Consider the following 21,554-nt stretch of genomic DNA (forward strand, 5'->3'; position numbering starts at 1 on the left):
GGAGGAAGGATATGTTGTAGGGGGATCACGAGAGAGGACCGGCGTGCGGCAGGCAGGAACGAACCTCCCCAAGGTCGGGCGATACAACCGGGCCGTCGTCCTGGACCAGATCCAGCTCGCCGACGGCATCAGCCGCGTCGAGATTGCCCAGCACACGGGGCTCACCCCGCAGACGGTCTCGGGCATCGTGCGTCGGCTGCTCGACGAGGGGATCGTGCGGGAGGACGGCGCCAGCAGGGGCTTCGTCGGCGGGAAGCCGCGCACCACCCTCCGCCTGAACGCCGAGGCGGGCAGCGCCGTCGGCCTTCACTTCGACCCCGTGGAACTCGGCTGCACCGTGGTCGACCTGCTCGGCCGGCCGCTGGTCGTCAAGCGACGCCCCATGCATCCGGGCACCGACCCGGCCGAGGTCGTGAAAGCCATGGCCGAGCTCGTCGCCGACGTGCTCGCCGAAACCGGTGTCGACCGCGCCAAGGTCCTCGGACTGGGCCTCGCCACGCCCGGGCCGATCGACGTCAAGCAGGGCGCGATCGTCGGCGCGCCCCAGCTCACCCACTGGACCAGGGTTCCGGTCCAGCACATGCTCAGCGAGGCGACGGGCCTGCCGGTCACCCTGGACAACGACGCCACGGCCGCCGCCGTCGGCGAGCGCTGGTCCGGCGCGGGCAGAGGCGTGGCGGACTTCGCCTACTTCTTCTTCGGTACCGGTATCGGCGGCGGACTGATCCTCAACCACCAGGTGTACCGCGGCGGTTCCCTCAATGCGGGCGAGTTCGGCCACTCCTCCGTGCTGCCGGACGGCCCGGAGTGCTACTGCGGCAACCGGGGCTGCCTGGAGCGGCTCGCCAACCCCGAGGCGATCGTCGCCGAGGTGCACCGGCGGCTCGCCGCCGGACCGCACACGGACAGCGCGCTGGCACGCGCCTTCGCCGAGGACCCCGAAACGGTCGACCACGCGGCCATCCAGCTGGCCGCCGCGGCCGGCGACCCGGTCGCCGCGGCGGTCATCGACGAGACGGCCGAGCACGTCGCCTCGGTCGCGGTCGACATCGCGAACTTCATCGACGTGGACCTGATCATCCTGGGCGGACACGGCATCCAGCACGTCGAATCGCGTTACGTCGAGGTGGTCGCCGCGGCCCTGGCGAGCCGCCCGCTGTCCCGCCACGTGCGGGTCGTCGGGGTCGAGGCCTCCCCGCTCGGTGTGGACGCGGCGGTGGTGGGGAGCGCGGCGCTGGTCCTGCACGCCACCTACTCCCCGCAGTTGTCGGCGTTGCTGGCGGACTGAGGCGGCTGTACCGCGCCGGGCGCGCCCGGGGCCGGGCTGCGGAAGAGCGCCCTGTGCCCCGTTGTGCCCTGCCGTTAGGGTGCGGTCATGAGCAGACAGGCCCCGACGCTGGAGGACGTCGCCCGGGAGGCCGGCGTCTCGCGGGCCACCGTGTCCCGCGTCGTCAACGGCGTGCGCAACGTGGATCCCGCGATCCAGGAGCTGGTCCGTCGCGCCATCGAGCAGACCGGCTACGCACCCAACCGGGCCGCCCGCGCGCTCGTGACCCGTCGCGCCGAGACCGTCGCGCTCGTCGTGTCCGGGGCGGGCGACACCTCCGAGGCGACCCAGAACGCCTTCGCCGCACGGGTGTTCGCGGACCCCTTCTTCGGGCGGGTGGTCGGCGGGGTCGTCGGTTTCCTCCGGCCCCGCTCGATGCACCCGGTGCTGATGTTCGCCGAGACACCGCAGGCCCGGCAGGAGGTGGTGACCTACCTGCGGCAGGGTCGGGCCGACGGTGCGCTCGTCGTCTCCACGCACGCCGACGACCCGCTGCCCGCGCTGCTCGCCGAGGCCGGACTGCCGGCGGTGCTGTTCGCCCGGCCTCCTCGCCCGGTACCGCTCAGCTATGTGGACCTCGCGCACCGGGACGGCGGACGTCTCGCCGCCGAGCACCTGCTCGCCCGGGGCTGCCGCAGACTCGCCACGGTCTCCGGCCCGTTGGCCGTCCTGGCGAGCCAGGAACGCCTCGCCGGGTTTCGTGACACGCTGGCCCGCCACGGTCATGCCTACGTCCCCGTCGCCGAGGGCGGCTTCACGCTGGACAGCGGTGTGGCGGCGATGACCGACCTGCTGGCCGGACATCCGGACGTGGACGGCGTGTTCGTCGCCAACGACCTCATGGCCCAGGGCGTCTGCCAGGTACTGCGCGAGCGGGGCCGGCGGATCCCCGACGACGTCGCGGTCGTCGGCTTCGACGACTCCAGCGCCGCGGCCGCCTGCCGACCCGGGCTCACCACGGTCCGCCAGCCGGTGGAGGAGATGGCCGCCGAGATGGCACGGCTCCTGGACGAGCAGGTGCGGGGTGTGCGTGGAGAGCCGACGTCGGTGGTCTTCGACCCGGTCCTGGTGGTCAGGGACTCGGCGTAGGTCCGGAAGACGCGGCTGTCGGCCACGTCTTCCGGGGCTGTGGGCATCCGGGGCAACACTCAGTAGCCGACGGCTACTTCCAGCCACTGAGGGTTGCTGTGCGAGACGTACGTGGACTGGCCGGCGACGTCGTCGTAGGGGAAGCCGTAGGACAGGTTGTGCAGGGACTTGTCGTGCCAGAACTTGGCGTAGTGGTTGGCGGGTGCCGCCTGGTAGTAGTTCGTCGGATCGGACCACTGGGCCCGGGGCAGCGTCGCGACATGGCGGTTGAGGGCCGCGCACAGATCGGGCTCACCGGCCAACGGCCCGGCGCAGCCGAAGATGTCCGAGGTGGACGCGGTCACGCCGACCGAACCGGCGTAGGAGGAGAAGTAGTTCGCGTTGACCCCGCCGGCGCGGAAGCTCGGGTCGCTGCCCGGGGCGATGATCCGGTAGGGGGCCTGGGTCTGTGCGAGGACCTTGAATTCCTGCGGCACGGCGTCGATGAAGTCCTGGAAGAGCTGGGCGCGGCCCTCGTCGAACACCTGCTGGGTCTCGCCGACCTGGACGTCGTAGCCGTCCTCGGCGTGCAGCCGCATGGCGATGGGGAGGCCGAAGGCGTCGACACGGGTGGTGTTGCCGTTGAACACGTCCGGGCCGACGGTGAATTCGATGAAGTCGTAGTACTGGCTGTTCGGTGAGCCCAGGAAGAAGTACATCCGTCCCGAGGAGTTGACGGGCATGTCGAGGTAGGGCTGCTCGGCGATCGAGTGCGTCTGCCCGTTGAAGGACCAGTAGACCTGGCTGTCCGGATAGGCGCCGTTGGTGCGGTTGAGCACCTTGACCATCAGCACGTTCCGCGCGGGCGGGATGGTGCTGGTGTCGCCCCAGAACGGGTCGCTGCCACCTGCGGAGCCCGCCGTGAAGACCTGGAACTCCCAGAGGGAGTAGCCGTACTGGGTCGTGCGCGTCGTGCCGTACATCCGGATGTAGCGTCCGGATCCGGTGACGTCGACGGTCTGGCTGCCGCCGGCGCTGCCGGCGCCGGAGTGGACGGTGGTCCAGGTGGCGGCGTCGTCGGAGACCTGGATCTGGAACGTCTTCGCGGCGGCCGTCTCCCACTGGAGGACCACCTTGCAGACGCTCTGCCTGCTGCCGAGGTCCACTTGCAGCCACTGCGGGTCGCTGAAGGCGCTGGACCAGCGGGTGCCGGTGTCGCCGTCGACGGCGGCGGACGCGGGTGTCGCGGCGTTCTCGCTGGACGAGGCGGTGGCGGGCCGGTTCAGCGCGGCGTCCGCGGTCCCGCAGGTCGTTCCGTCGCCGGAGCCGGCCGTGCCGTAGACCTGGAACTCCCACAGGGAGTAGCCGTAGCCGGTGGCGCGTGCGGTGCCGTACAGGCGGACGTAGCGACCGGTCCCGGTGACGTTCAGGGTCTGCGTGCCACCGGTGCCGGTGGTCGTCGCGTAGGCGGGTGTCCAGGTGGCACCGTCGGTGGAGAGCTGGATCTGGAAGGAACGGGCGTACGCGGACTCCCAGTTGAGTATGACCTGGCTGACGGACGCGCTCGCGCCGAGGTCGACCTGCAGCCATTGAGGGTCGTTGAAGGCGCTGGACCAGCGGGTGCCGGCGTCGCCGTCGACGGCGGCGGACGCGGGTGTCGCGGCGTTCTCGGTGGACGAGGCGGTGGCGGGCCGGCCCTGGGAGAGCAGGGTGGCGGCGGCGTGGGCGGTCGGTTCGTGCGCGAACGAGAGCGACAGGCTCGCCAACAGGGTGATGACGGCGAGCAGAGTGCGCAGCGGCGCTCTCCGGTGGAGTATGGGCTGCGATCCGGGCATGCGGCGGCTCCTCTGGCGCGCTTGCGGTCGGTTGGGCGGGACGCGCAGCGGAGAGTGTGCAAGAGCAGCCGGAGAGCGCTCTCCAGTAGTGCAGTGTGTGGATGTGTGCGGGGCATGTCAAGAGCCGGGAGCTACGGTCGCGCGGCCTTCGGGCGGCGGCTGTCACGCTTCCGCGCGGAGCGGGGCGGCGGCGGCCTCGATGCCCGAGCGAGGAACTCGCCGAGCTCCACTGACACCTCGATCTCGGCCGCCGCACCACCCACGCGGATCACTCGGCGAGCGACTGCTTCACAGCCAGGTCCTCGCTGCCGGTCCAGTACGTCACCTGAGGGCTGTCGTCGATGTTCACGAAGCCGGCGCCGCCGGGCAGCGGCACGTCCTGCTCGTGGCCGTCCGGGAGCAGGCTGACGCCCATCGACTTCATCGCGTACGTCGGCACGTCCACGCGGAAGAGACGCATGCCCGCGTACGCCTTCCCGCCCGGCTGGACCAGGAACTCTTCGAGCTGGGACTTCATGAGGTGGGCTTGGTGCTTCGCGTCCTCGAAGAACACGGCGGGATACCCGCCCAGGACACATGCCTTGTCGCCGGTGTTGGTCGCGGTGAGGAGCACGTGCTGGAGCGAGTCGTGCGGCGAGGTCGACGCGGTGATCGTGAAGGTGTCGTCGGTGCACGGGGTACCGGGGACTCCGTCGCCCCCGGCATCACCTTCGGCGTCGTCGCCGGTGCTGCCCGATCCTGCGGATTTCCCGGCTCCGGCGCCCGAGCCCCGCGAACTGCCGCCGCCGGTGCGGGGAGTGGCGGAGCCGGTGCCGCCGTTGCTGCCGCCGGGCGTGGCGGACCGGGTCGCGCTCGCGGTGCCGCTCGGCGCTGTCCGCGCGTCGTCGGTCGCGGTGTCGGTGTCGCAGGCGGAGCTGGACAGGAGCGCGGCGACGGCCGCGGCTCCCAGCGCGTAGGACTTCCAGGTACGGCGTGCGGTGCGCATGGTGGTTCCCCCGTGTGCGGTTGGCTGACTGCGGTGGTACGACGGCCGTCACGCGATGCGGAACGGCTCTGCGGACGCGATGCCGGTGGTCCCTCCGGGGCGTCGTGTGTTCAGAAGGTACGGTCCGCCCCATCGGGCCCGCGTCCCACACACGGTTGAACTTCCGCGCCAACCACCGCCCGATCTCGCAGGTGCCTCCACCTCGCGCCGTACTACTCAGGTTGACGCATCCGGCCCGAAGTTGACGGGACTGGTGGACTACTGTGGGATGCCTGCCGCGTCCGCGCTCCCTAATCTCGGCGTACTGGCTGGATGCGCAGCGGCTGTCATCCGGCCCGGCCGGTGATCACGTTCAACTCGCGGTGGGGGCAGATCAGTTGGGGACCCTCAGCTACCACCTCCGGCGCCTGGCCCCTGAACTGCGAGCCCTCCGCCCGCGTCCGGCGCAGGTGGCCCTCGCCGTCGCTTTCGCCGTGGCCGGTTGCCTGGCCGGCGCGCTCTACCACCCGGCGCCCTGGCGGCCGTTCGGCCCGGGGGCCTATCTGCTGACCCTCCTGACCGCCCTGCCACTCGCCCTGCGGGAGAAGCGTGCGTTCGGCGTGCTCGTGGTCTCCGCGACGGGATTCGCCGGGTATCTGCTGCTGGGCTACCAGCCCTCGCTCAACTTCTGGTGCCCGGCCGTCGCGTTCGTCTCCGTCGCCGCCAGGGAACGGCGCGGCCGGGTCGCCGGCGGCGCGGTGCTGCTGGCAGCGGTCATCGCGCTCAGCGGAGCGTGCGGCCGACTGCCCTGGCCCGTGGTGGCCGTGCAGGCGTTGATCGTGCCCGCCGTCGCCTGCGCCGTCGGGCTCACCCAGCGCCGGCTAGCCCAGCGCAACGCGGAGCTGCGGCGGCTGACCGCCCTGCTCGACGAGCAGCAGCGCCAGGAGGCCCGCCGCGCCGTGCTCGACGAGCGTTTCCGCATCGCGCGCGAACTCCACGACACGATCTCGCAGCACATGACCATCGTCACCCTGCAGACGGGACTCGCGCAGTACACCTTCCGCTCCGACCCCGCCGCCGCGCACCAGGCCCTCGGTGCCGCCGCCACGGCCGGACGGGATGCCCTGGACGAGCTGCGCCGGCTGCTGGTCGTCCTGCGTACGTACGATCTCGGCGGCGCGACCGGCGCCGAGGGCCGGGCAGTGGCGGAGGACCCGTCCGCCCCCTTGCCCGACGACCTGCTCGCCGGCATCGACCGCATTCCCGCGCTCGCCGAACGTCTGGAAGCAGCCGGCCTGCGCGTCACGGTCCGCTTCTCCGGAGAACGCCGCTCCCTGCACCCGGGGATCGAACTGTGTGCCTACCGCGTCGTCCAGGAAGCCCTCACCAACGTCGTCAAACACTCCGGGGCGCAGGCCGCCGAGGTGGGCGTCGACTACCGGGACCAGGAGCTGCGCGTGACCGTCATGGACGAGGGAGCGGCGCTGTCGCCCACACGTACCGCCCTACGGCCCGCCGCCCGGGCCCACGGATCCGGGCACGGCTTGATCGGAATGCGGGAACGGGCGAAGATTTGGCACGGCTCGCTGACCGCCGAAGCACGCCCGGGGGGTGGATTCCAGGTACGGCTCCGTCTTCCTCTGAAGGCGGACGTCCCCGCGGCTGATCCGTGACCTGAACATCCCCGAGGCCGAGGAGCGCTGTGGCCCGCATCCTGGTGGTGGACGACCAGCACCTCATCCGCTCCGGCATCGTCACCCTGCTGCGCACGATGGACGGGCTGGGCACGGTCGTAGAGGCATCGGACGGCGAGGAGGCCGTCGCCGCGGCCCGCGAGCACCACCCCGAACTGATCCTGATGGACATCAAGATGCCCCGGCTCAGCGGCCTCGCCGCCGCCGAACGCATCCTCGCACTCGGCCTCGACCCGGCTCCGCGCATCGTCGTCCTCACCACCTTCGACGACGACGAGTTCGTCTACGCGGCCCTGCGCGCCGGCTGCAGCGGCTTCCTGCTGAAGGACATGCCGCCGGAGCAACTCCTCAGCGCCGTCAGGGCGACCCTGTCCGCCGACCTCCTCGTCGCCCCGGCCCGCGTGCGTCGCCTCGTGGAACAGCACGTCGTGCAGCAGCAGCCGTCCCGGACCGAGGCCGACGCGACGAACCCGCTCACCGGACGCGAGGTCGAGGTGCTCGGTTGGGTGGCCAAGGGCCTCGCCAACGAGGAGATCGCCGAGCACATGTCCGTCAGCGAGTCCACCGTCAAGACCCACCTGCACCGACTGATGACCAAGCTGAACCTCCGCAGCCGCGCCCAGGCGGTGGTGTTCGCCTACGAGGCGGGCATCGCACAGGTCGGCGGACACCCGACGCCATCGGAGGGCGGGACGGGCGGACGGGGCATGTGATGGCTCTCGACTGGCCTCGCTTCCAGGCAGCCTCTCCGCGATGAACGCCCGACCGGAACCCCTGTCGCGATATAGCGTTAGTCTTCTCCTTGCGCCGCGGGCCTGCGTTGCGCCGAGGTGTTCGACGACGTTCGACGGGACGGGGCGGAAGCATGTCGGCAGAGGTGTCGCACAGCGGGAAGGGCTCCGGCCCGGGCTCGTCCCCCGAGCTCCGGGCCTCTCACGCGGACCGGGACCGAGTGGTGGATGTGCTGCGCATCGCGGCGGGGGACGGCCTGCTGACCGCGGACGAGTTGGACGAGCGCCTGGAGACCGCCCTGTCGGCGCGGACCCTGGGCGAGTTGGCCGCGCTCACCGTTGACCTGCCGCCCGTATCGGCTACGGGTGGCATGACGGTCGCCGAGGTCAAGGACGTAGTCCGCATCGAACAGATCCACAGCGGTCCGGTCGAGCGCGTGGGGCGCTGGGTGGTGCCGCGGACGCTCGACCTCGCGGTGACGTTCTGCGCGGTGACGCTCGACTTCACCGACGCGGTGATCACGCACGACACCCTGCGGATCGACCTGGCCATGACGGGGAAGACGCTGACGCTGATCACGGGGCCGGGCATCGTGATCGATACGGATGGTCTGCAACTGGTGCACAGCAGGATCAAGCACGTTCGGACCGGCCGGAATCCAGACGTACCGTTCACTCTGCGAGTCGAGTTGGTCGGTCAGAAGGTCCACGGTCGCGTGGTCGTGCGGCCCCCGCGCCGAACCCTCGGGCAGTGGCTGCTGCGCAAGCCCGCGTCCCCTGCCGCAGGAGACTGACTCCGTCATGGTGGGCCGGGCGGCCGTCGGCCGATTCCAGGGGGCGGTGGTCGTAGTGATCGCCGAATCGCCGGACGGGCGGCACGACGGTTCATAGGCTGAGCCCCGTCCGCACTATCTGGGAGCGTCATGACAAGTAGGTTCACCGAGTTGGTCGTTGACTGCCACGATCCGGAGAGGCTCGCGACCTTCTGGTGCGAGGTCCTGGACTTCAAGGTGATCGACCGGAGCGAGGACAAGGTCGAGATCAGCTCCTGGGTACCGACCGTCGAGGAGGTCCGGGCCCGCCAGATGCCGCCGACCCTGATGTTCATCCGGGTGCCCGAGGGCAAGACCGTGAAGAACCGGCTTCACCTCGACGTCAGCCCGATCGACGGCAGTACCGAGGACGAGGTGACACGGCTGCTCGGTCTCGGCGCCACCAAGGTGGACGTGGGCCAGGACCCCGGCCAGAGCTGGGTGGTCATGGCCGATCCCGAGGGTAACGAGTTCGATGTCGTGCGCACCCTGGCTCCGTCCACCTAGACGGTCAGGTCAGGGGTCGGCTCCGGCTGTTCGACATTTCGTGGGCGGGTCGGCGGGTCGGTGGCTGTATCTGATCGGTGGTCGGCGGCACGGCCGGCACGCCATACGGACGTGAACCGCCCTGCTCACTGCATCTTGCGTCGTCCGGGCCAAGGCTCTATAACGTCTCTGCAGGTATCGGCGGGGATGGCCGGAAAGGGCAGTTGCCGCCGACCAGGGGGATCCTCGGCTCCGCCGCGATCGGCATCACTGCCCGCAGACCGACGGAGACCGAATCATGACCGACGACGCTTATCGCGCTGCCCTGACCCGCCTGGCCGTCGATCCGGCCTTCCGTGCCGAACTCGACGGCGACACCGGCGAGGTGGCGCGAAGATTCGGCCTGTCGCCCGCCCAGGTCGCCGAACTCCGCTCCCTCCGCGTCGAGTCCGGCACCGAAGGCGGACCGGCCGCTCTCGACCCACGGCTGTCCAAGTCGTCCCTGTTCTTCGGAAGCGCGGCGCATGCGCTGGCCCATCACGACATCACGGCCGACCATGCCGTCCCGGGGGAGCAGGTCTCCGGCGACCACGATGCCGGTGCTGCGGCTTCCGTCGACCAGGGTCACGACCTGTCGGATCACGGGGTGGGCCAGGAGGCCGCGGGCGGCCTGGACACTGCCGACTCCGGCACCCACAGCCTGCTCGGCGGCCCCCTGCTGGACCGGTCCCCGGCCGAGGTGGCCGGCGAGCCGGGCCAGGTCGGGGACTTCGGCGACTTCGGAGGGTTCGGTGACTTCGGAGGGCTCGGAGGCGAGGGCGGTCCGGGTTCGGACTTCGGCGGCTTCGGGGAGCATGTCGGCGGTGGCGCGGAGGGCGGCTTCGGGGACTTCGGTGTTGGGGGCGACGGCGGGTTCGGCGGTGCCGAAGGGGGCTTCGGCGGGTTCGGTGACGGCGGGCTCGGTGGCGGTGCCGATGGTGGGTTCGGTGGCGGTGCCGGGGATGGACTCGGCGATGGGGGACTTGGCACCGGCGGCTTTGGCGCGGGCGGCCCTGGCGACGGTGGTTTCGGCGAGGGTGGCGTCGGTTCTGGCGGGTTCGGCGGCCTCGGGGGCCATGGCGGCTTCGGCGGCGCCGGAGGCGAGGGCGGCGGGGATGCCGCTCACTTCGGCCACGGCGGCATCTACGACCGTGACGGTGGCGAAGGCGGCGGTGGTGAAGGTGGCGGCAGTGGCGGTGGCGAAGGGGGCGGCGACCCGGAGAACACCAACCGCCCCAGTGGCGGTGGTGGCCACGGCGGTGGTGAAGGCGGCGGTGGTGGCGGTGGTGAGGGTGGTGGTGATCCGGAGAACACCAACCGTCCGAGCGGCGGTGGTGGCCACGGCGGCGGCGGTGAAGGCGGCGGTGGTGGCGGTGGTGAGGGTGGCGGTGACCCGGAGAACACCAACCGCCCCAGTGGCGGTGGTGGCCACGGCGGCGGCGGTGAAGGCGGCGGCGGTGGTGAAGGTGGCGGTGACCCGGAGAACACCAACCGCCCCAGCGGCGGCCGTGGCCACGGCGGCGGCGGTGAAGGCGGCGGCGGTGGTGGTGACGGAAGCGGCGGAGGCAGCCAGGAGAACGTCGGTAGGCGTCCCGGCGGTTTCGGCGAGCCCGGCGGCGGTAACCGCATCATCGTCCAGGGCGGCTTGCCCACCTCGGGCGAGGGCGGCAGTAGTAATCACATCATCGTCCAGGGCGGCCTGCCGACCTCGGGCGAAGGCGGCAGCGGCATCATCGTCCAGGGCGGCCTGACCGCCTCCGGCCCAGGAAACGCCGCCACGCACCTGGCGGAGTCGGGCCCCGCCGCGGAAGGCGACGCGGGCTTCGACGGTGGAACGTTCGCCAGCGGTTCCGGCGCGGGCTGAGTCACCGCATGCTCTGCCATGTCTGCCGCATCCATGTGCGGCGCGACTTCCCGTACTGCCTGCACTGCGGCACCCCGCGCCGGGGTGCCGCACCGACCTCGTTCGCCGCACCCCGGCTGCGCGGCCTCGACGACCCCACGCTGCTCGTCGCGCTGACCGGCCCGGTCACCACGCTGGGGCGGGGCGAGGACAACGACCTGGTCCTGTCCGACACCAGCGTCTCGCGCCGCCATGCCCGTATCGTCCGCACTACTGAGGGCTTCCGGATCGAGGACCTGGACTCCTTCAACGGCACCGCCGTCGGCGGCGTCGACCTGTACGGCGGCGCGGCCGGTCTCGCCGACGGCACCGAGTTGTCCGTCGGCGACGTACGCCTGGTGTTCGAGCAGCCTCGCGACGCCCGTATCGGCTCGCGCACGATGGTCGTCGGCACCGAGCTGACCGAGCTGCCCACCGCCGGACAGGCCGGACAGGCCGGGCCGGAGGAGGCCCCCGAGGCGCAGGGCCCGCTCACCGCGCGCCCCCGCCGCCGTTCCGGCTGGGCCCTCAAGCAGATCCCCACCGAACGCGGCGCACCCCGCTGGGTGCTCAGTTCCACTCGTACCGGCCGCTATCTGGAACTGGACGAGCGCCAGGTCTTCCTGTGGCACGCCGTCGACGGCGAGAACACCGTACGGGATCTGCTGTTCGCCTACGCCGAACGCTACGGCGAACTCGCCCTGCCCCGCATCGAGTCCGCGCTCGCCGCGTTCGCCGACGCCGGGCTGCTGCGCGGCCTGCCCGGTCGGTCGGAGGAGGAACGGCCGAAGGGCTGGCGGCGGGCGGCGCGTGCCGTGTACCGGGCGCTGCTGAAACTGGAAGTCTCCGTCCCCGGCCTCGATGGGCTGGTCTCCCGGCTCTACCAGGCGTTCGGCTGGCGGCTGTTCACCCGGACCGGGGTGCTGTTCGCCTGGCTGTCCGTGGTCGGCGGCCTCGTCGCGTTCTTCGTGGCGCAGGGCCGGCACGATCTGCTGGACTTCGGCGGGGCGGGCGTCTGGGGCCCGGTCCTGCTGGCCGCCGGATATGTGAGCGCGCTGCTCGTCCACGAACTCACGCACGCGCTGGCCGTGAAGTCGTACGGCCGCAAGGTCAGGCGCGGCGGGTTCCTGCTCATGATGGGTATGCCGTTCGCGTTCGTGGACACCAGCGACATGTGGTTCGGCTCCCGCTGGTCACGGGTGGTGGTGGCGCTGTCCGGGCCGCTGTCCACGGCGGCGCTCGCCGGCTGGTGCGCCACGGGCGCGGCGCTGCTGCCCGGGGGACCCGCCTCGGCCGTCCTCTACCATCTGGCCTTCGGCCTCTACCTGAACACGCTGTACAACTTCAATCCGCTGATGCCGCTGGACGGTTACCAGGCGCTGACCGACGCCCTGCGCGTGCCCCGGCTGCGCGAGGAGGCGAGCGCGTACTTCCGTACGGGCATGTGGCGGGACCTGCGCGGGGGCAAACGGCCCGGCGCCCGGCAGGCCGGCCTGGCCGCCTACGGCCTCGCGGTCGTCGTCGGCACCTACGGCTTCCTCGGCCTCGCCCTGCTGGCCTGGCGCTCGCGCATCGGCGACCTGCTGGAGGGCCGGCTGGCCGAGCCGTGGACCACGGTGCTCGAGGCGGGCGTGGTCGCCCTGGTCGCCTTCCCGGTGTGGTCCGCGCCCGTGCGCTGGCTGCTGCGCAGGGTACGGCGCCGGCGGGACGCGAAGGACGTACCGTACAGCGGCGGGATCGCCACGCCCGTGGAGGGGACGGCATGACCGATGAGACGGCCTGGGCCGTACCCGGCTACGAGACCGTCCGCACGCTCGGCGAGGGAGCCGGCGGCCGGGTCGTCCTTGCCCGGCACACCGCGACCGGCGTGCCCGTCGCCATCAAGTACCTGAGCGAACGGCTGCGCGCCGACCGGGAGTTCCTGGCTCGCTTCCGCGCCGAGGCTCGGCTGCTCGGCGAGCTGCGGCACCCGTGCGTGGTGCGGCTGTACGAGTACGTCGAGGCACGCGCCGGAGCCGCCATCGTGATGGAGGCGGTGGACGGCGTCAGCCTGCGCCAACTCCTGCGCCGGCACGGAGCGACCGGCCCCGAGGCCGCGCTCGTCCTGCTCAAGGGCTCCTTGCTGGGGCTGGGCGCGGCCCATACGGCCGGGGTGGTGCACCGCGACTACAAACCGGAGAACGTCCTGGTCCGCGCCGACGGCACCAGCGCGCTCGCCGACTTCGGCATCGCGGTACGCGGCGGCCGGGAGGCCGAGACCGCGGGCACGCCCGCCTACATGGCGCCGGAGCAATGGAACGGCGAGCCCGCCGGCCCTGCGGCCGACGTCTACGCGGCGTCGGTGGTGTTCTTCGAGTGCCTGACCGGTGGGCGGCCGTTCTCCGGCGACGACATGGCCGCGCTGCGTCTGCAGCACCTGCGCGCCCCGGCCCCGCTGGACGACGTACCGGCGCCGGTGCGTGCGCTGCTGCGCGCGGGCCTGGCGAAGAATCCGGCGGACCGGCCCGGCGTCGAGAGATTCCTCGCCGACCTGGAACGGTCCGCCACGGAGGGCTACGGCGCAGGCTGGGAGGAGCGCGGCCGCCGCCGACTGGCCGAACTCGCCGCGCTGCTGGCCCTGTTGTTCCCTTTCATGACGACCGCGACGCTCGACGGCTCCGCCACCGCGCTCACCCTGCTGGGCCGGCTGAAGCGCGGCGGATGGAAGGTGGCGACCGGTGGGGTGGCCGCGCTGGCCGTCGTCGCGGGCGGAACGACGTACGCGACGGGCCGCCCGCACGAGACGTCGACGACGGTGGCGAGTTCAACGCCTTCGCCGGTCGACTCGCCCACCAAACCGGGCCCTTCACCCTCCCCGTCCCTCTCTCCGACCGACTCCCCGACGCCCACGGTCGACGCGTCCCCCTCCATCACGCCCACGGACAGCCCGTCGCCCTCGCCGACCGTGTCCACGGCGGCGACCCCGACCGCCGAGCCGCCGGCCACCGCGTCCCCGAGCGCGGCCGGCCCCGGAACGGTGAGCCTCACCATCGGCTCCTGGCAGCGTGGACAGAGACCCGGCACGCTCATCGCGGCGGTGACGGTCGACACGACAGGCACCGGTCCGCTGACCGTCACCGCGAACTACTACGTCGACACACCCGCCCAGCCGTACGGCTCCCAGGCCGAGCACCTGTCCGGGAGTACGCGGTACGACCTCACCTTCGAGGCCGATTTCTCCAACCACCCGTGCCGCGGCACCTGGAAGGTCACGCTCAGCAGCGACCCGACGCCGACGAACGGCCCCCAGACGGCCTCCCTGGACGCACCGCCGTGCTGACCAGCCTCCCTCGAGACCGCGACGAGAACGGATCGACATGACGACAGCCACCACAGTGGCCGGCCGGCCCCTGTCCGGCTGGTCACGGCCCGCCCGCCACGGCACTTGGCACGCCCTGCTCCCCGCCCGGTCCGGCGAGCGCACCCTCGGCGCGCTGCGCATCGACCGCGCCCTGCTGGCGCCCGAGGGCACGCGCGAGCGCCTGGCGGCCGCGGTGCTCGCCATGGCGAAGCTCAAACTGCCGGGACTGCTCCGCACGGTCGACCTCGTGGCCGAGGCCGGTGAGGTGTGGTTGCTCACGGCGCAGCCCCCGGCGCCCACCCTCGCCGACGTCCTGTCGTCGGTCGACGGGCCTCGCCCGGACGCGGGCAGCGTGGCCAGCATCCTCAACGAGACCGCGCAGACCCTCCTCGCCCTGCACACGGCAGGCCTGACGCACGACTCGCTCGGCCCCGACACCGTCGTACTCGACCCGGACGGAGTCGCTCTGCTGGCGGAGGCGGAACTGAGCACGGTGCTGGGCGATGCGGCCCCCGTATCGGAGAATGCGGCCTCCGTATCGGAGGATGCGGCCTCGGTACGGGACGACGCGGCCGCCGCACCGGCGTCGGGGGACACGCCGCCCACCTCGCACACCCCGCCCATCCCGCACGCCGACCCCCATGCGCTCGCCACCGCCGCCTGGGCCAGCCTGGCCCGCACTCTCGGCACCGCCTGGACCCAGCCAGGAACCCCCGCGGCGGATCTGTTCGTCCGCTGCTCCGCCATCGCCGAGGCGGAGGGGCTGGCGGCGGCCAGAGCCGCCCTCGTCTCCGGACGCGGGGCGCTCCCGGCGGACTTCCTGCGCCGCACCGCGCTCCGCGCCGCGGCGACGGCGTCGACCCCGGAGTTCGCGCCGCCGAAGGCCCCGGCACCGACCACCACCCGCCAACCCGTCACGGCGGACCGCGCCACCACCACGGGTACGGACCCGCGAGCCCCCCTGACGGCCACCGGACCCCACCCGTCAGCCGTCGCCGACCAGCTCACCACGGTCGGCCGCACCGGGCGTTCCACCGCCCCGGACACCCAGGCAACCGTCCTCGGCAAGCGCAACCGTGTCACCGTGCCTCCCGTGGTGGCGGGGGAGGACCCCGGCGAGATCCTGCTCCGGTTCGGGCCCGGGATCCCCGAGGAGGAGCAGGACGTGCTGCGTGCCCGGTGGCGGGCCGAGACAGCGGTTCCCGCCGCCCGCCGCTCGCGGCACCGACGGCGAGGTTGGATCGTCGCCACCGCCGTCGTCGCGATCGCCGCCGTCCTGCTCTGGCTGCTGCTGCGCCCAGCCCCCGTCCCCGAAGTCGTCTCCGTCCAGGTCCAGGCTCCCGCCGGGCCGCTGCACTGCGGTCAGACGGCCGACCTGGTCGGTGTCGTCACCACCGACGGACACGGCGGCCCCGTCACCTACCAGTGGCTGCGCGCGGACGGTCAGGACTCGGGCGAGCTGATCCGCACCGCCCACCGCGGTGAACGCCAGGTCAGGGTGCACCTGCGCTGGACGGTCCGCGGTCCGGGCAGCTTCCAGGGCACGGCCCGCCTGAGGATCGCCCACCAGGGGACCCCGATGGAGGCGACGGCGGGTTTCACCTACCTCTGTCCTTGATGCGCACTAAAATGGATGTAGTGGTCGATCTCGGGGCCTTTGTGGGGAAGAGTTCGCGATGACGCACGAGGGTGGACTGCACCTGCACATGCAGCGTGTTCTCACCGCGCCAAGTTCCGTCGTATTCCGGGCGTTGACCCAACCTGAGGAACTGGCCAAGTGGTGGGGCCCCGACGGGTTCACCACCCCGAGCGTGCGAAGCGACCTCCGGCCGGGAGGCGGCTACCGGATCGCGATGCAGCCTCCGGAAGGCGACCTGTTCTACCTGGTGGGGGAGTACCTTGAGGTCGATCCTCCGGAATGCCTGTCGTACACGTTCCGGTGGGAGGACCCCGATCCAGAGGACCGCGAGACGGTCGTGACGCTGTCGCTTCGCGATATCGACGGTACGTCGGCGGAACTGATCCTGAGGCAGGGTGACTTCGCAACCGAGCGGCGCCGCGCTCTTCACGAGGAAGGCTGGACTCAGGGCCTCGACAAGTTGCAAGAGTTGATCTCGTCGACTGCATCGGCTTGAGACGGTGCCCCCAGGGACGGACCTAGGGGCGGCCGTACGGTCGTCGCGTCGCCCTGGCTAGGGTCGGAGCACGATCTTGCCGTGGGTGTGTTGCTGTTCCAGCTCGCGGAAGGCGTCGCGTACCTGTCGCAGCGGGTAGGTGCGGGCGATCGGCACCTCCAGGTCCCCGCGCGCGGCCAGCCGGGCGAGTTCGCCGAGCACGACCGCACACGCGGCCGCGCCTTCTCCGTAGGTCCGCGCGCCGATCTTGGTGGCGGCCTGCCAGTCGCGGATGGTGTTGATGCGCTCGGGCCGCACGCCCAGCTCCACGGCGAGTGCCACGTAGCCCTCGCCGATGGTGTCGATGAACGCGTCGACCCTGCCGTCCGACGCCTGACGGATGCGCTCGGCCACACCTGGCCCGTATGCCACCGGGAGGACCCCGTGATCCTTCAACCAGGCGTGGTTGCGCTCGCTGGCCAGTCCGATCACCGTGGCGCCGCGCCGCCGCGCGAGCTGTACGGCAAGTGACCCGACGCCGCCCGCCGCGCCGGAGACGACGACCGTGTCGTCCGGGCCGGGGTCCACCGCGAACACGCCGGCATAGGCGGTCGTGCCGGCCACGTACAGGGCCCCGGCCACGTCCCAGGCCAATCCGGCCGGACGGGAGACCAGGTTCACGTCGTCGACGACGACGAACTGCGCATGACTGGCCCGCCGGTGAGTGAAGCCCAACACCTCGTCACCCACGGTAAAACCCCGCACGTGCGGGCCTGTCTCCACCACGACACCGGCCAGATCGCTGCCCTGCCCGGAGGGGAACACCGCCGGCCAGCGTTCGTGCAGCGCCCCCGCGCGGATGTGCGCCTCGCCGGGTTGGATACCTGCCGCGCGGACCTCGACCAGCACCTGCCCGGGACCGGGAACCGGCCGCTCCACTTCCTCCACCCGCAGCACATCGATCCCGCCGTACTCGTGAAAACGCACCGCCTGCATCGCGTGTCACCGCACTCTCTCGCTCGGACAAGGCACAAGGCACAAGGCTCGTACGGCCGCGCGCCAGAGGACCGGCGCGGACCGTGCCACCAGTTCAGAGATCAAACGCGGATCCGTATTCCCGAGATCACTGGAGCGGCGCTACGACAGGCCCAGCACGCGCATCGCCAGACCGGCCGTCGGCTTGGGACCGAACGATGTGGACTTGCGGGGCAACAGCACTCCGGCCGCGTCGAAGCCGGCGCCCCAGTTCGCGGGCGGCGCCCTGCGGTCCGTGTCGTAGCGCACCGCGCGGAAGGGCCGGAGCCGCAATGGGCTCGGCCGGGGCAGGGAAACGACAGGGGCGGGCATCGAAAGCTCCCGGTGATAGGCAGGCCCAGCAGGGGTGGGGCACCGCGCGGTGCCCCACCCCTGGGCCGGAGGGCCGGTGGATCAGACGGTCGCGGTGAGCGGCTCGGAAGCGGGCCGCGCCGCCAGTCGGCCGGTGCGGTGCAGGCCGTACAGAGCGGCCGCGCACGCCAGGCCCAGCGCGCACAGCGTGATCCACGGCAGGGCGGGCATCCCGGCCGCGCGGGCGGCGTCGAGCGCGGCGCCCGTGCCGAGGTTCCCGACGGTGATGCCGATGCCGCAGATCGTGTTGTACAGCCCGTAGTGGGTGGCGACGAGGCGGTCACCGGAGAGGCGGACGATGGTGTCCATCTCGAACGGGTAGGCGATCATCGTTCCGACGGCCAGCAGCAACGCGGCCAGCGTCGGCGGCACGGCCGCGAGCAGCCACAGCCCGATCCCGGACTCCGGTACCGGCACGGCGGTGGCCAGCAGCAGGGGCACGAAGGCCAGGCCCATCGCCACCAGCCCGCGCACCAGCGCCTGCCCGGGCTCGTAGCGCGCCTTGCACCACGCCGTCAGCCGCGACTGGCCGAGAATCGTGCTCAGCCCGGAGACCGCGAAGAGCACCGCGACCGCCGCCGTGCCGAACTCCCCGTCGCCACCGAGCCTGCGTACCTCCAGCGGCAGCGCCAGATAGACCTGGAAGGACAGGACGTACGAGCCGATCATGGCGACGGAGAACAGGACGAACGGCCGGTTGGCGAGGATGCCACGCCACTGGGCGAGGACGCCCTGACCACCGTCGCGCTCCTGCGGCTCGGCGTCCTCGGCCCGCCGGGCGGGCAACGCGCGGATCTGTACGAGGCTCAACAGGGCGAAGATCCCGGCCGCCACCAAGCAGGTGACACGGAAATCGACCCCGGTCAACACCATACCGACGAGGGGGCCCAGCAGGATCCCGGCCTGGTAGAACACGTTGAACAGGGCGAAAGCCTCGACCCTGCGCTCTCCCGCGTCGGCCGCGAGATACGCCCGTACGGCCGGATTGAACAGCGCCCCGGCCAGCCCGGTGGCCGCGGACGCGGCCAGCAGCGCGGGCAGCGAGTCCACCAGCCCGAGCGTCGCGAAGCCGAGAGTACGCAGCACACACCCGGCGACGATCATCGGCTTGTAGCCGATCCTGTCGGCGAGCGTCCCGCCAACCAGGAACATGCCTTGCTGGCTGAAGTTCCGTACGCCCAGGACGAGTCCCACGACCCAGCCGGCCAGTCCCAGCGTTCCGGACAGGTGAGCGGCCAGATACGGCATCAGCATGTAGAAGCCGACGTTGATGGTGAACTGGTTCACCATCAGCAGCTGGACACTGCGCTCGTACGACCGGACCTGGGTGACCAGCCCCATCACCGACGCTCCTCGGAGGAGTCGGACTCCGCAGCGGCGGCGGCCTCGTCGACGTCGTGCTTCGCGCCTCGCAGGACGAGGGGATCGACCACGGTGGTGCACCGGGTCCAGCGGGTGACCACCTTCTCGTCCAGGCGGCCGATCAGCTCCGGTTCGGGCGCCGGTGGTGAGTCCAGCAGGCCGTGTGCGGAGCAGTAGTCGTCGTCGTAGACGGTTCCCAGGTATCGCTGCGGGCCGTCGGGGAAGATCGCGACGATCCGTGCGTCGGCGGGCATCGTCCGGGCCAGCCAGCCGGCCACCAGCGCGACCGCCCCGACGCTCCATCCGCCGGTGGCGTAGTGGGAGGCGGCCAGTTGGCGGCATGTCCACACGGCTTCGTGCGGGGCGACCCAGTGGACCTCGGAGAACTGCTCGTAGGCGACGTTGCGGGGATAGATGCTGGAGCCCAGTCCGCGCATCAGACGAGGCCGGGCGGGCTGGCCGAAGATCGTCGAACCGGTCGTGTCCACACCCACCACGGTCAACTCCGGGTAGAGCTGGCGCAGCACCCGGGAGACGCCGGCGGAGTGGCCGCCGGTGCCGACACTGCACACCAGGACGTCGATGTGACCCAGCTCGGAGCCGAGTTCGAGGGCCAGCGGGGTGTAGGCGGCGACGTTGTCGGGGTTGTTGTACTGGTCCGGGCACCACGACTCCGGATGCTGCTCCAGCAGCCGCTGCACGCGTTCGCGGCGGGCCTGTTGCCAGCCGCCCGTGGGATGCGGCTCCGAGACGACGTTGACCTGGGCACCGTACGCAGTGAGCAACCGGGTCATGGACAACTCCAGCCCTGGGTCGGTGACCAGGGTGACCGGGTGGCCGTACACCATCCCGGCCAGCGCCAGCCCGAGACCCAGGGTCCCGCTGGTGGACTCGATGATCCGTCCGCCGGGCCGCAGGTCACCCCGCGCGCGGGCCCGCTCCACCATGTGCAGCGCCGGACGGTCCTTGATGCCGCCGGGGTTGAACCCTTCGAGCTTCGCCCAGAAGCCACGTCCTGCCGGGGCCAGCGGCTCGGACACCCGCAGCAGCGGGGTCTTGCCTACCAGGCCGGACAGGGTGGACCGGCCGGACAGGGCGGACCGGCTCGGGTCGACTGCGGCCTTGGTCAATGACTGCATGTCTGTGTGTTCACTCTCGCTCGATGAATACCGGGTGTGGGTTCATCTCGCGTGTCATGCCATGAGGCAGACCGAGGGTCCGCGCCCGGGCATGGGCACGCGGCAGCCGGGAAGCGTGTCGGCTGCGAGCGGGTGCTCTAGATCCGCCACCGCGATGTTCGGGCGAGCGCCGCGCGACCCGAGTGTGCGCTGCGACGTCTGCGAGATTCCTGCCGTACGAGGGGGTGTCCCAGCGACAGGGACACAGCGAGGAATGCGACGACGATCAGCGCGCCGAGCGGAAGATCCTCACTCGACTGAGCCACGGTACGCACGATCACATTCGCCGCACAGTCCTCGTCCCCGTGGGGAGTGTGCGGAGCGTGGGGGTCATGAGAGTCCCCGCCCGCAGCGATCGCCGAGAAGCCGGTCGGCACGGACGCGGACGCATGCGTCTCGTCAGACGCGCCATGCACGAGGGCGCACAGAATGAGCGCCATGACGAAAGCGCCGTGAATCGCCCAGACCAGTCGGCGCCATGAGGGCGAGCCGTATAAGGCCCCTGGGGGGTGCGCGTGCGTACGGGAATATGTCGGCACAGGTCCTCCGCGCTGCTGCCACATATCCGGTAAGGGCGGAGGGTGGCGCAGACATGGGTGAGGGCAGGACAGTTTCGACGAACGTGACAACCCATCATGAGCACGGGACAGGACGCTCGTCGCGCGATGCCAGCCGAACCGGTGACAACTGGTCGGCCAGCTGGAGGAGTCCTTGCTCCTAGACCTGCTGCACCACAGCGACCGCTCTCAGCGCTACGGGAGACGCACCGTCCATGAACCCACCAGGGGCCGGCCCACGCACGGTTGAGGCGCCGTAGGAACTGGTCGATTCGCGAACCGACGCTGCAAAGCAGGGCGACACCAAGGCAGAACCCTGTTGAGGTTGTCCGGACGGGCAATGCTCGCCAGGGTGTGACGTCCCATGGTCGCCATGATGATCGTCCGCGTCAGCGTCCGGGTCCGCTTCCGCGTCAGTGGCGAACAGGCGTGCGGGCTCGCCGACTGCGTGCCGCACGCCATCGACCGGCAGTGCGGCGGGGGTGGTTGCGCTGGTGGAGCGGTGTCCGTGGACACTCTCCACGTGGATACCGTGCGCCCCGAGGAAGCCGGACAGAAGTACGGCCAGGGCCAGCGCGCGCAGCAGAGGACCCGCACCAGAACGGGTCCTGACGATACGCCAAGGCGACCAAGCCGTAACCATGCCGTGATCCTAGCGGCTCGCCGGCAGTGATCGACCGCCAGTTCCGCAACCCTGGGTTAATTGGTCAGACGGATGGCTTGTTTGCTGCGGCGAGTGTGCCCGGCCGCCTTCAGGAGCCAGAAGACGGGGGTGAGGC

At 71.5% G+C, this 21,554-nt stretch carries 18 protein-coding genes; 11 read left to right on the forward strand and 7 right to left on the reverse strand.

Annotated elements, in window-relative coordinates; translation table 11 throughout:
* Positions 1-43: 43 nt before the first annotated feature.
* Together ACZ5NW_RS07485 and ACZ5NW_RS07490 are read left to right on the forward strand one after the other, a co-directional pair.
* Positions 44-1,288: an ROK family transcriptional regulator gene (locus ACZ5NW_RS07485; RefSeq protein ID WP_468742766.1), complete on the forward strand. Its 1,245-nt coding sequence runs from the start codon at positions 44-46 to the stop codon at positions 1,286-1,288.
* Between the two features lie 87 nt (positions 1,289-1,375).
* The gene (locus tag ACZ5NW_RS07490) at positions 1,376-2,416 is read left to right on the forward strand and encodes a LacI family DNA-binding transcriptional regulator (protein ID WP_468742767.1); all 1,041 of its coding nucleotides are present in this window, start codon (positions 1,376-1,378) and stop codon (positions 2,414-2,416) included.
* Positions 2,417-2,475: 59 nt separating this feature from the next.
* On the opposite strand, the gene ACZ5NW_RS07495 is transcribed toward ACZ5NW_RS07490, so the two are convergent.
* Positions 2,476-4,230: a discoidin domain-containing protein gene (locus tag ACZ5NW_RS07495; protein ID WP_468742768.1), complete on the reverse strand. Its 1,755-nt coding sequence runs from the start codon at positions 4,228-4,230 to the stop codon at positions 2,476-2,478.
* A gap of 268 nt (positions 4,231-4,498) precedes the next feature.
* On the reverse strand, positions 4,499-5,215 hold the full coding sequence (locus ACZ5NW_RS07500; RefSeq protein WP_468742769.1) for a DUF4232 domain-containing protein: 717 nt from the start codon (positions 5,213-5,215) through the stop codon (positions 4,499-4,501).
* Positions 5,216-5,688: 473 nt separating this feature from the next.
* On the opposite strand from ACZ5NW_RS07500, the gene ACZ5NW_RS07505 reads away from it, so the two are divergent.
* The 4 genes from ACZ5NW_RS07505 to ACZ5NW_RS07520 all read left to right on the forward strand — a co-directional run bounded on the left by ACZ5NW_RS07505 (position 5,689) and on the right by ACZ5NW_RS07520 (position 8,938).
* Positions 5,689-6,867, forward strand: coding sequence for a sensor histidine kinase (locus ACZ5NW_RS07505; protein WP_468742770.1), 1,179 nt, complete (start codon positions 5,689-5,691; stop codon positions 6,865-6,867).
* Between the two features lie 29 nt (positions 6,868-6,896).
* Positions 6,897-7,601 (forward strand): response regulator, encoded by a 705-nt coding sequence (locus ACZ5NW_RS07510; protein WP_468742771.1) that lies wholly within the window; start codon positions 6,897-6,899, stop codon positions 7,599-7,601.
* A 152-nt stretch (positions 7,602-7,753) separates the two neighbouring features.
* Entirely contained in the window at positions 7,754-8,413 is a 660-nt protein-coding gene (locus ACZ5NW_RS07515; protein ID WP_468742772.1) for a DUF1707 SHOCT-like domain-containing protein, read from the forward strand.
* Between the two features lie 129 nt (positions 8,414-8,542).
* On the forward strand, positions 8,543-8,938 hold the full coding sequence (locus ACZ5NW_RS07520) for a VOC family protein (protein ID WP_468742773.1): 396 nt from the start codon (positions 8,543-8,545) through the stop codon (positions 8,936-8,938).
* Between the two features lie 157 nt (positions 8,939-9,095).
* On the opposite strand, the gene ACZ5NW_RS07525 is transcribed toward ACZ5NW_RS07520, so the two are convergent.
* Complete coding sequence (locus ACZ5NW_RS07525) at positions 9,096-10,472, reverse strand: hypothetical protein (protein ID WP_468742774.1); 1,377 nt, start codon at positions 10,470-10,472, stop codon at positions 9,096-9,098.
* 129 nt (positions 10,473-10,601) lie between these two features.
* Between ACZ5NW_RS07525 and ACZ5NW_RS07530 the strand changes: the two genes are divergently transcribed.
* The 5 genes from ACZ5NW_RS07530 to ACZ5NW_RS07550 are packed head-to-tail and all read left to right on the forward strand — an operon-like array spanning position 10,602 to position 16,313.
* The gene (locus ACZ5NW_RS07530) at positions 10,602-10,820 is read left to right on the forward strand and encodes a hypothetical protein (protein ID WP_468742775.1); all 219 of its coding nucleotides are present in this window, start codon (positions 10,602-10,604) and stop codon (positions 10,818-10,820) included.
* Positions 10,821-10,828: 8 nt separating this feature from the next.
* Positions 10,829-12,604: an FHA domain-containing protein gene (locus ACZ5NW_RS07535; protein ID WP_468742776.1), complete on the forward strand. Its 1,776-nt coding sequence runs from the start codon at positions 10,829-10,831 to the stop codon at positions 12,602-12,604.
* On the forward strand, positions 12,601-14,157 hold the full coding sequence (locus ACZ5NW_RS07540; RefSeq protein ID WP_468742777.1) for a serine/threonine-protein kinase: 1,557 nt from the start codon (positions 12,601-12,603) through the stop codon (positions 14,155-14,157). The genes ACZ5NW_RS07535 and ACZ5NW_RS07540 overlap by 4 nt, the downstream gene beginning before the upstream one ends.
* Before the next feature lie 37 nt (positions 14,158-14,194).
* Complete coding sequence (locus ACZ5NW_RS07545; RefSeq protein WP_468742778.1) at positions 14,195-15,796, forward strand: hypothetical protein; 1,602 nt, start codon at positions 14,195-14,197, stop codon at positions 15,794-15,796.
* A gap of 58 nt (positions 15,797-15,854) precedes the next feature.
* Complete coding sequence (locus ACZ5NW_RS07550; protein WP_468742779.1) at positions 15,855-16,313, forward strand: SRPBCC family protein; 459 nt, start codon at positions 15,855-15,857, stop codon at positions 16,311-16,313.
* A 57-nt stretch (positions 16,314-16,370) separates the two neighbouring features.
* Here the strand turns inward: ACZ5NW_RS07550 and ACZ5NW_RS07555 are convergent, their stop codons facing one another.
* The 4 genes from ACZ5NW_RS07555 to ACZ5NW_RS07570 form a co-directional block, all read right to left on the reverse strand.
* Entirely contained in the window at positions 16,371-17,288 is a 918-nt protein-coding gene (locus tag ACZ5NW_RS07555; protein WP_468742780.1) for an NADP-dependent oxidoreductase, read from the reverse strand.
* Positions 17,289-17,429: 141 nt separating this feature from the next.
* Positions 17,430-17,639, reverse strand: coding sequence for a hypothetical protein (locus ACZ5NW_RS07560; protein ID WP_468742781.1), 210 nt, complete (start codon positions 17,637-17,639; stop codon positions 17,430-17,432).
* 81 nt (positions 17,640-17,720) lie between these two features.
* The gene (locus ACZ5NW_RS07565; protein WP_468742782.1) at positions 17,721-19,019 is read right to left on the reverse strand and encodes an MFS transporter; all 1,299 of its coding nucleotides are present in this window, start codon (positions 19,017-19,019) and stop codon (positions 17,721-17,723) included.
* Positions 19,019-20,179, reverse strand: coding sequence for a PLP-dependent cysteine synthase family protein (locus ACZ5NW_RS07570; protein ID WP_468742783.1), 1,161 nt, complete (start codon positions 20,177-20,179; stop codon positions 19,019-19,021). The genes ACZ5NW_RS07565 and ACZ5NW_RS07570 overlap by 1 nt, the downstream gene beginning before the upstream one ends.
* Positions 20,180-21,554: the final 1,375 nt, after the last annotated feature.

The organism is Streptomyces sp. NPDC032126 (assembly GCF_055580085.1).

Excerpts from the sequence above, each read along its gene's own strand:
- ACZ5NW_RS07490 (WP_468742767.1), top strand. The coding sequence starts at position 1,376 with ATGAGCAGACAGGCCCCGACGCTGGAGGACGTCGCCCGGGAGGCCGGC.
- ACZ5NW_RS07495 (WP_468742768.1), bottom strand. The coding sequence starts at position 4,230 with ATGCCCGGATCGCAGCCCATACTCCACCGGAGAGCGCCGCTGCGCACT.
- ACZ5NW_RS07500 (WP_468742769.1), bottom strand. The coding sequence starts at position 5,215 with ATGCGCACCGCACGCCGTACCTGGAAGTCCTACGCGCTGGGAGCCGCG.
- ACZ5NW_RS07515 (WP_468742772.1), top strand. The coding sequence starts at position 7,754 with ATGTCGGCAGAGGTGTCGCACAGCGGGAAGGGCTCCGGCCCGGGCTCG.
- ACZ5NW_RS07520 (WP_468742773.1), top strand. The coding sequence starts at position 8,543 with ATGACAAGTAGGTTCACCGAGTTGGTCGTTGACTGCCACGATCCGGAG.
- ACZ5NW_RS07535 (WP_468742776.1), top strand. The coding sequence starts at position 10,829 with ATGCTCTGCCATGTCTGCCGCATCCATGTGCGGCGCGACTTCCCGTAC.
- ACZ5NW_RS07540 (WP_468742777.1), top strand. The coding sequence starts at position 12,601 with ATGACCGATGAGACGGCCTGGGCCGTACCCGGCTACGAGACCGTCCGC.
- ACZ5NW_RS07545 (WP_468742778.1), top strand. The coding sequence starts at position 14,195 with ATGACGACAGCCACCACAGTGGCCGGCCGGCCCCTGTCCGGCTGGTCA.
- ACZ5NW_RS07550 (WP_468742779.1), top strand. The coding sequence starts at position 15,855 with ATGACGCACGAGGGTGGACTGCACCTGCACATGCAGCGTGTTCTCACC.
- ACZ5NW_RS07555 (WP_468742780.1), bottom strand. The coding sequence starts at position 17,288 with ATGCAGGCGGTGCGTTTTCACGAGTACGGCGGGATCGATGTGCTGCGG.
- ACZ5NW_RS07560 (WP_468742781.1), bottom strand. The coding sequence starts at position 17,639 with ATGCCCGCCCCTGTCGTTTCCCTGCCCCGGCCGAGCCCATTGCGGCTC.
- ACZ5NW_RS07565 (WP_468742782.1), bottom strand. The coding sequence starts at position 19,019 with ATGGGGCTGGTCACCCAGGTCCGGTCGTACGAGCGCAGTGTCCAGCTG.
- ACZ5NW_RS07570 (WP_468742783.1), bottom strand. The coding sequence starts at position 20,179 with ATGCAGTCATTGACCAAGGCCGCAGTCGACCCGAGCCGGTCCGCCCTG.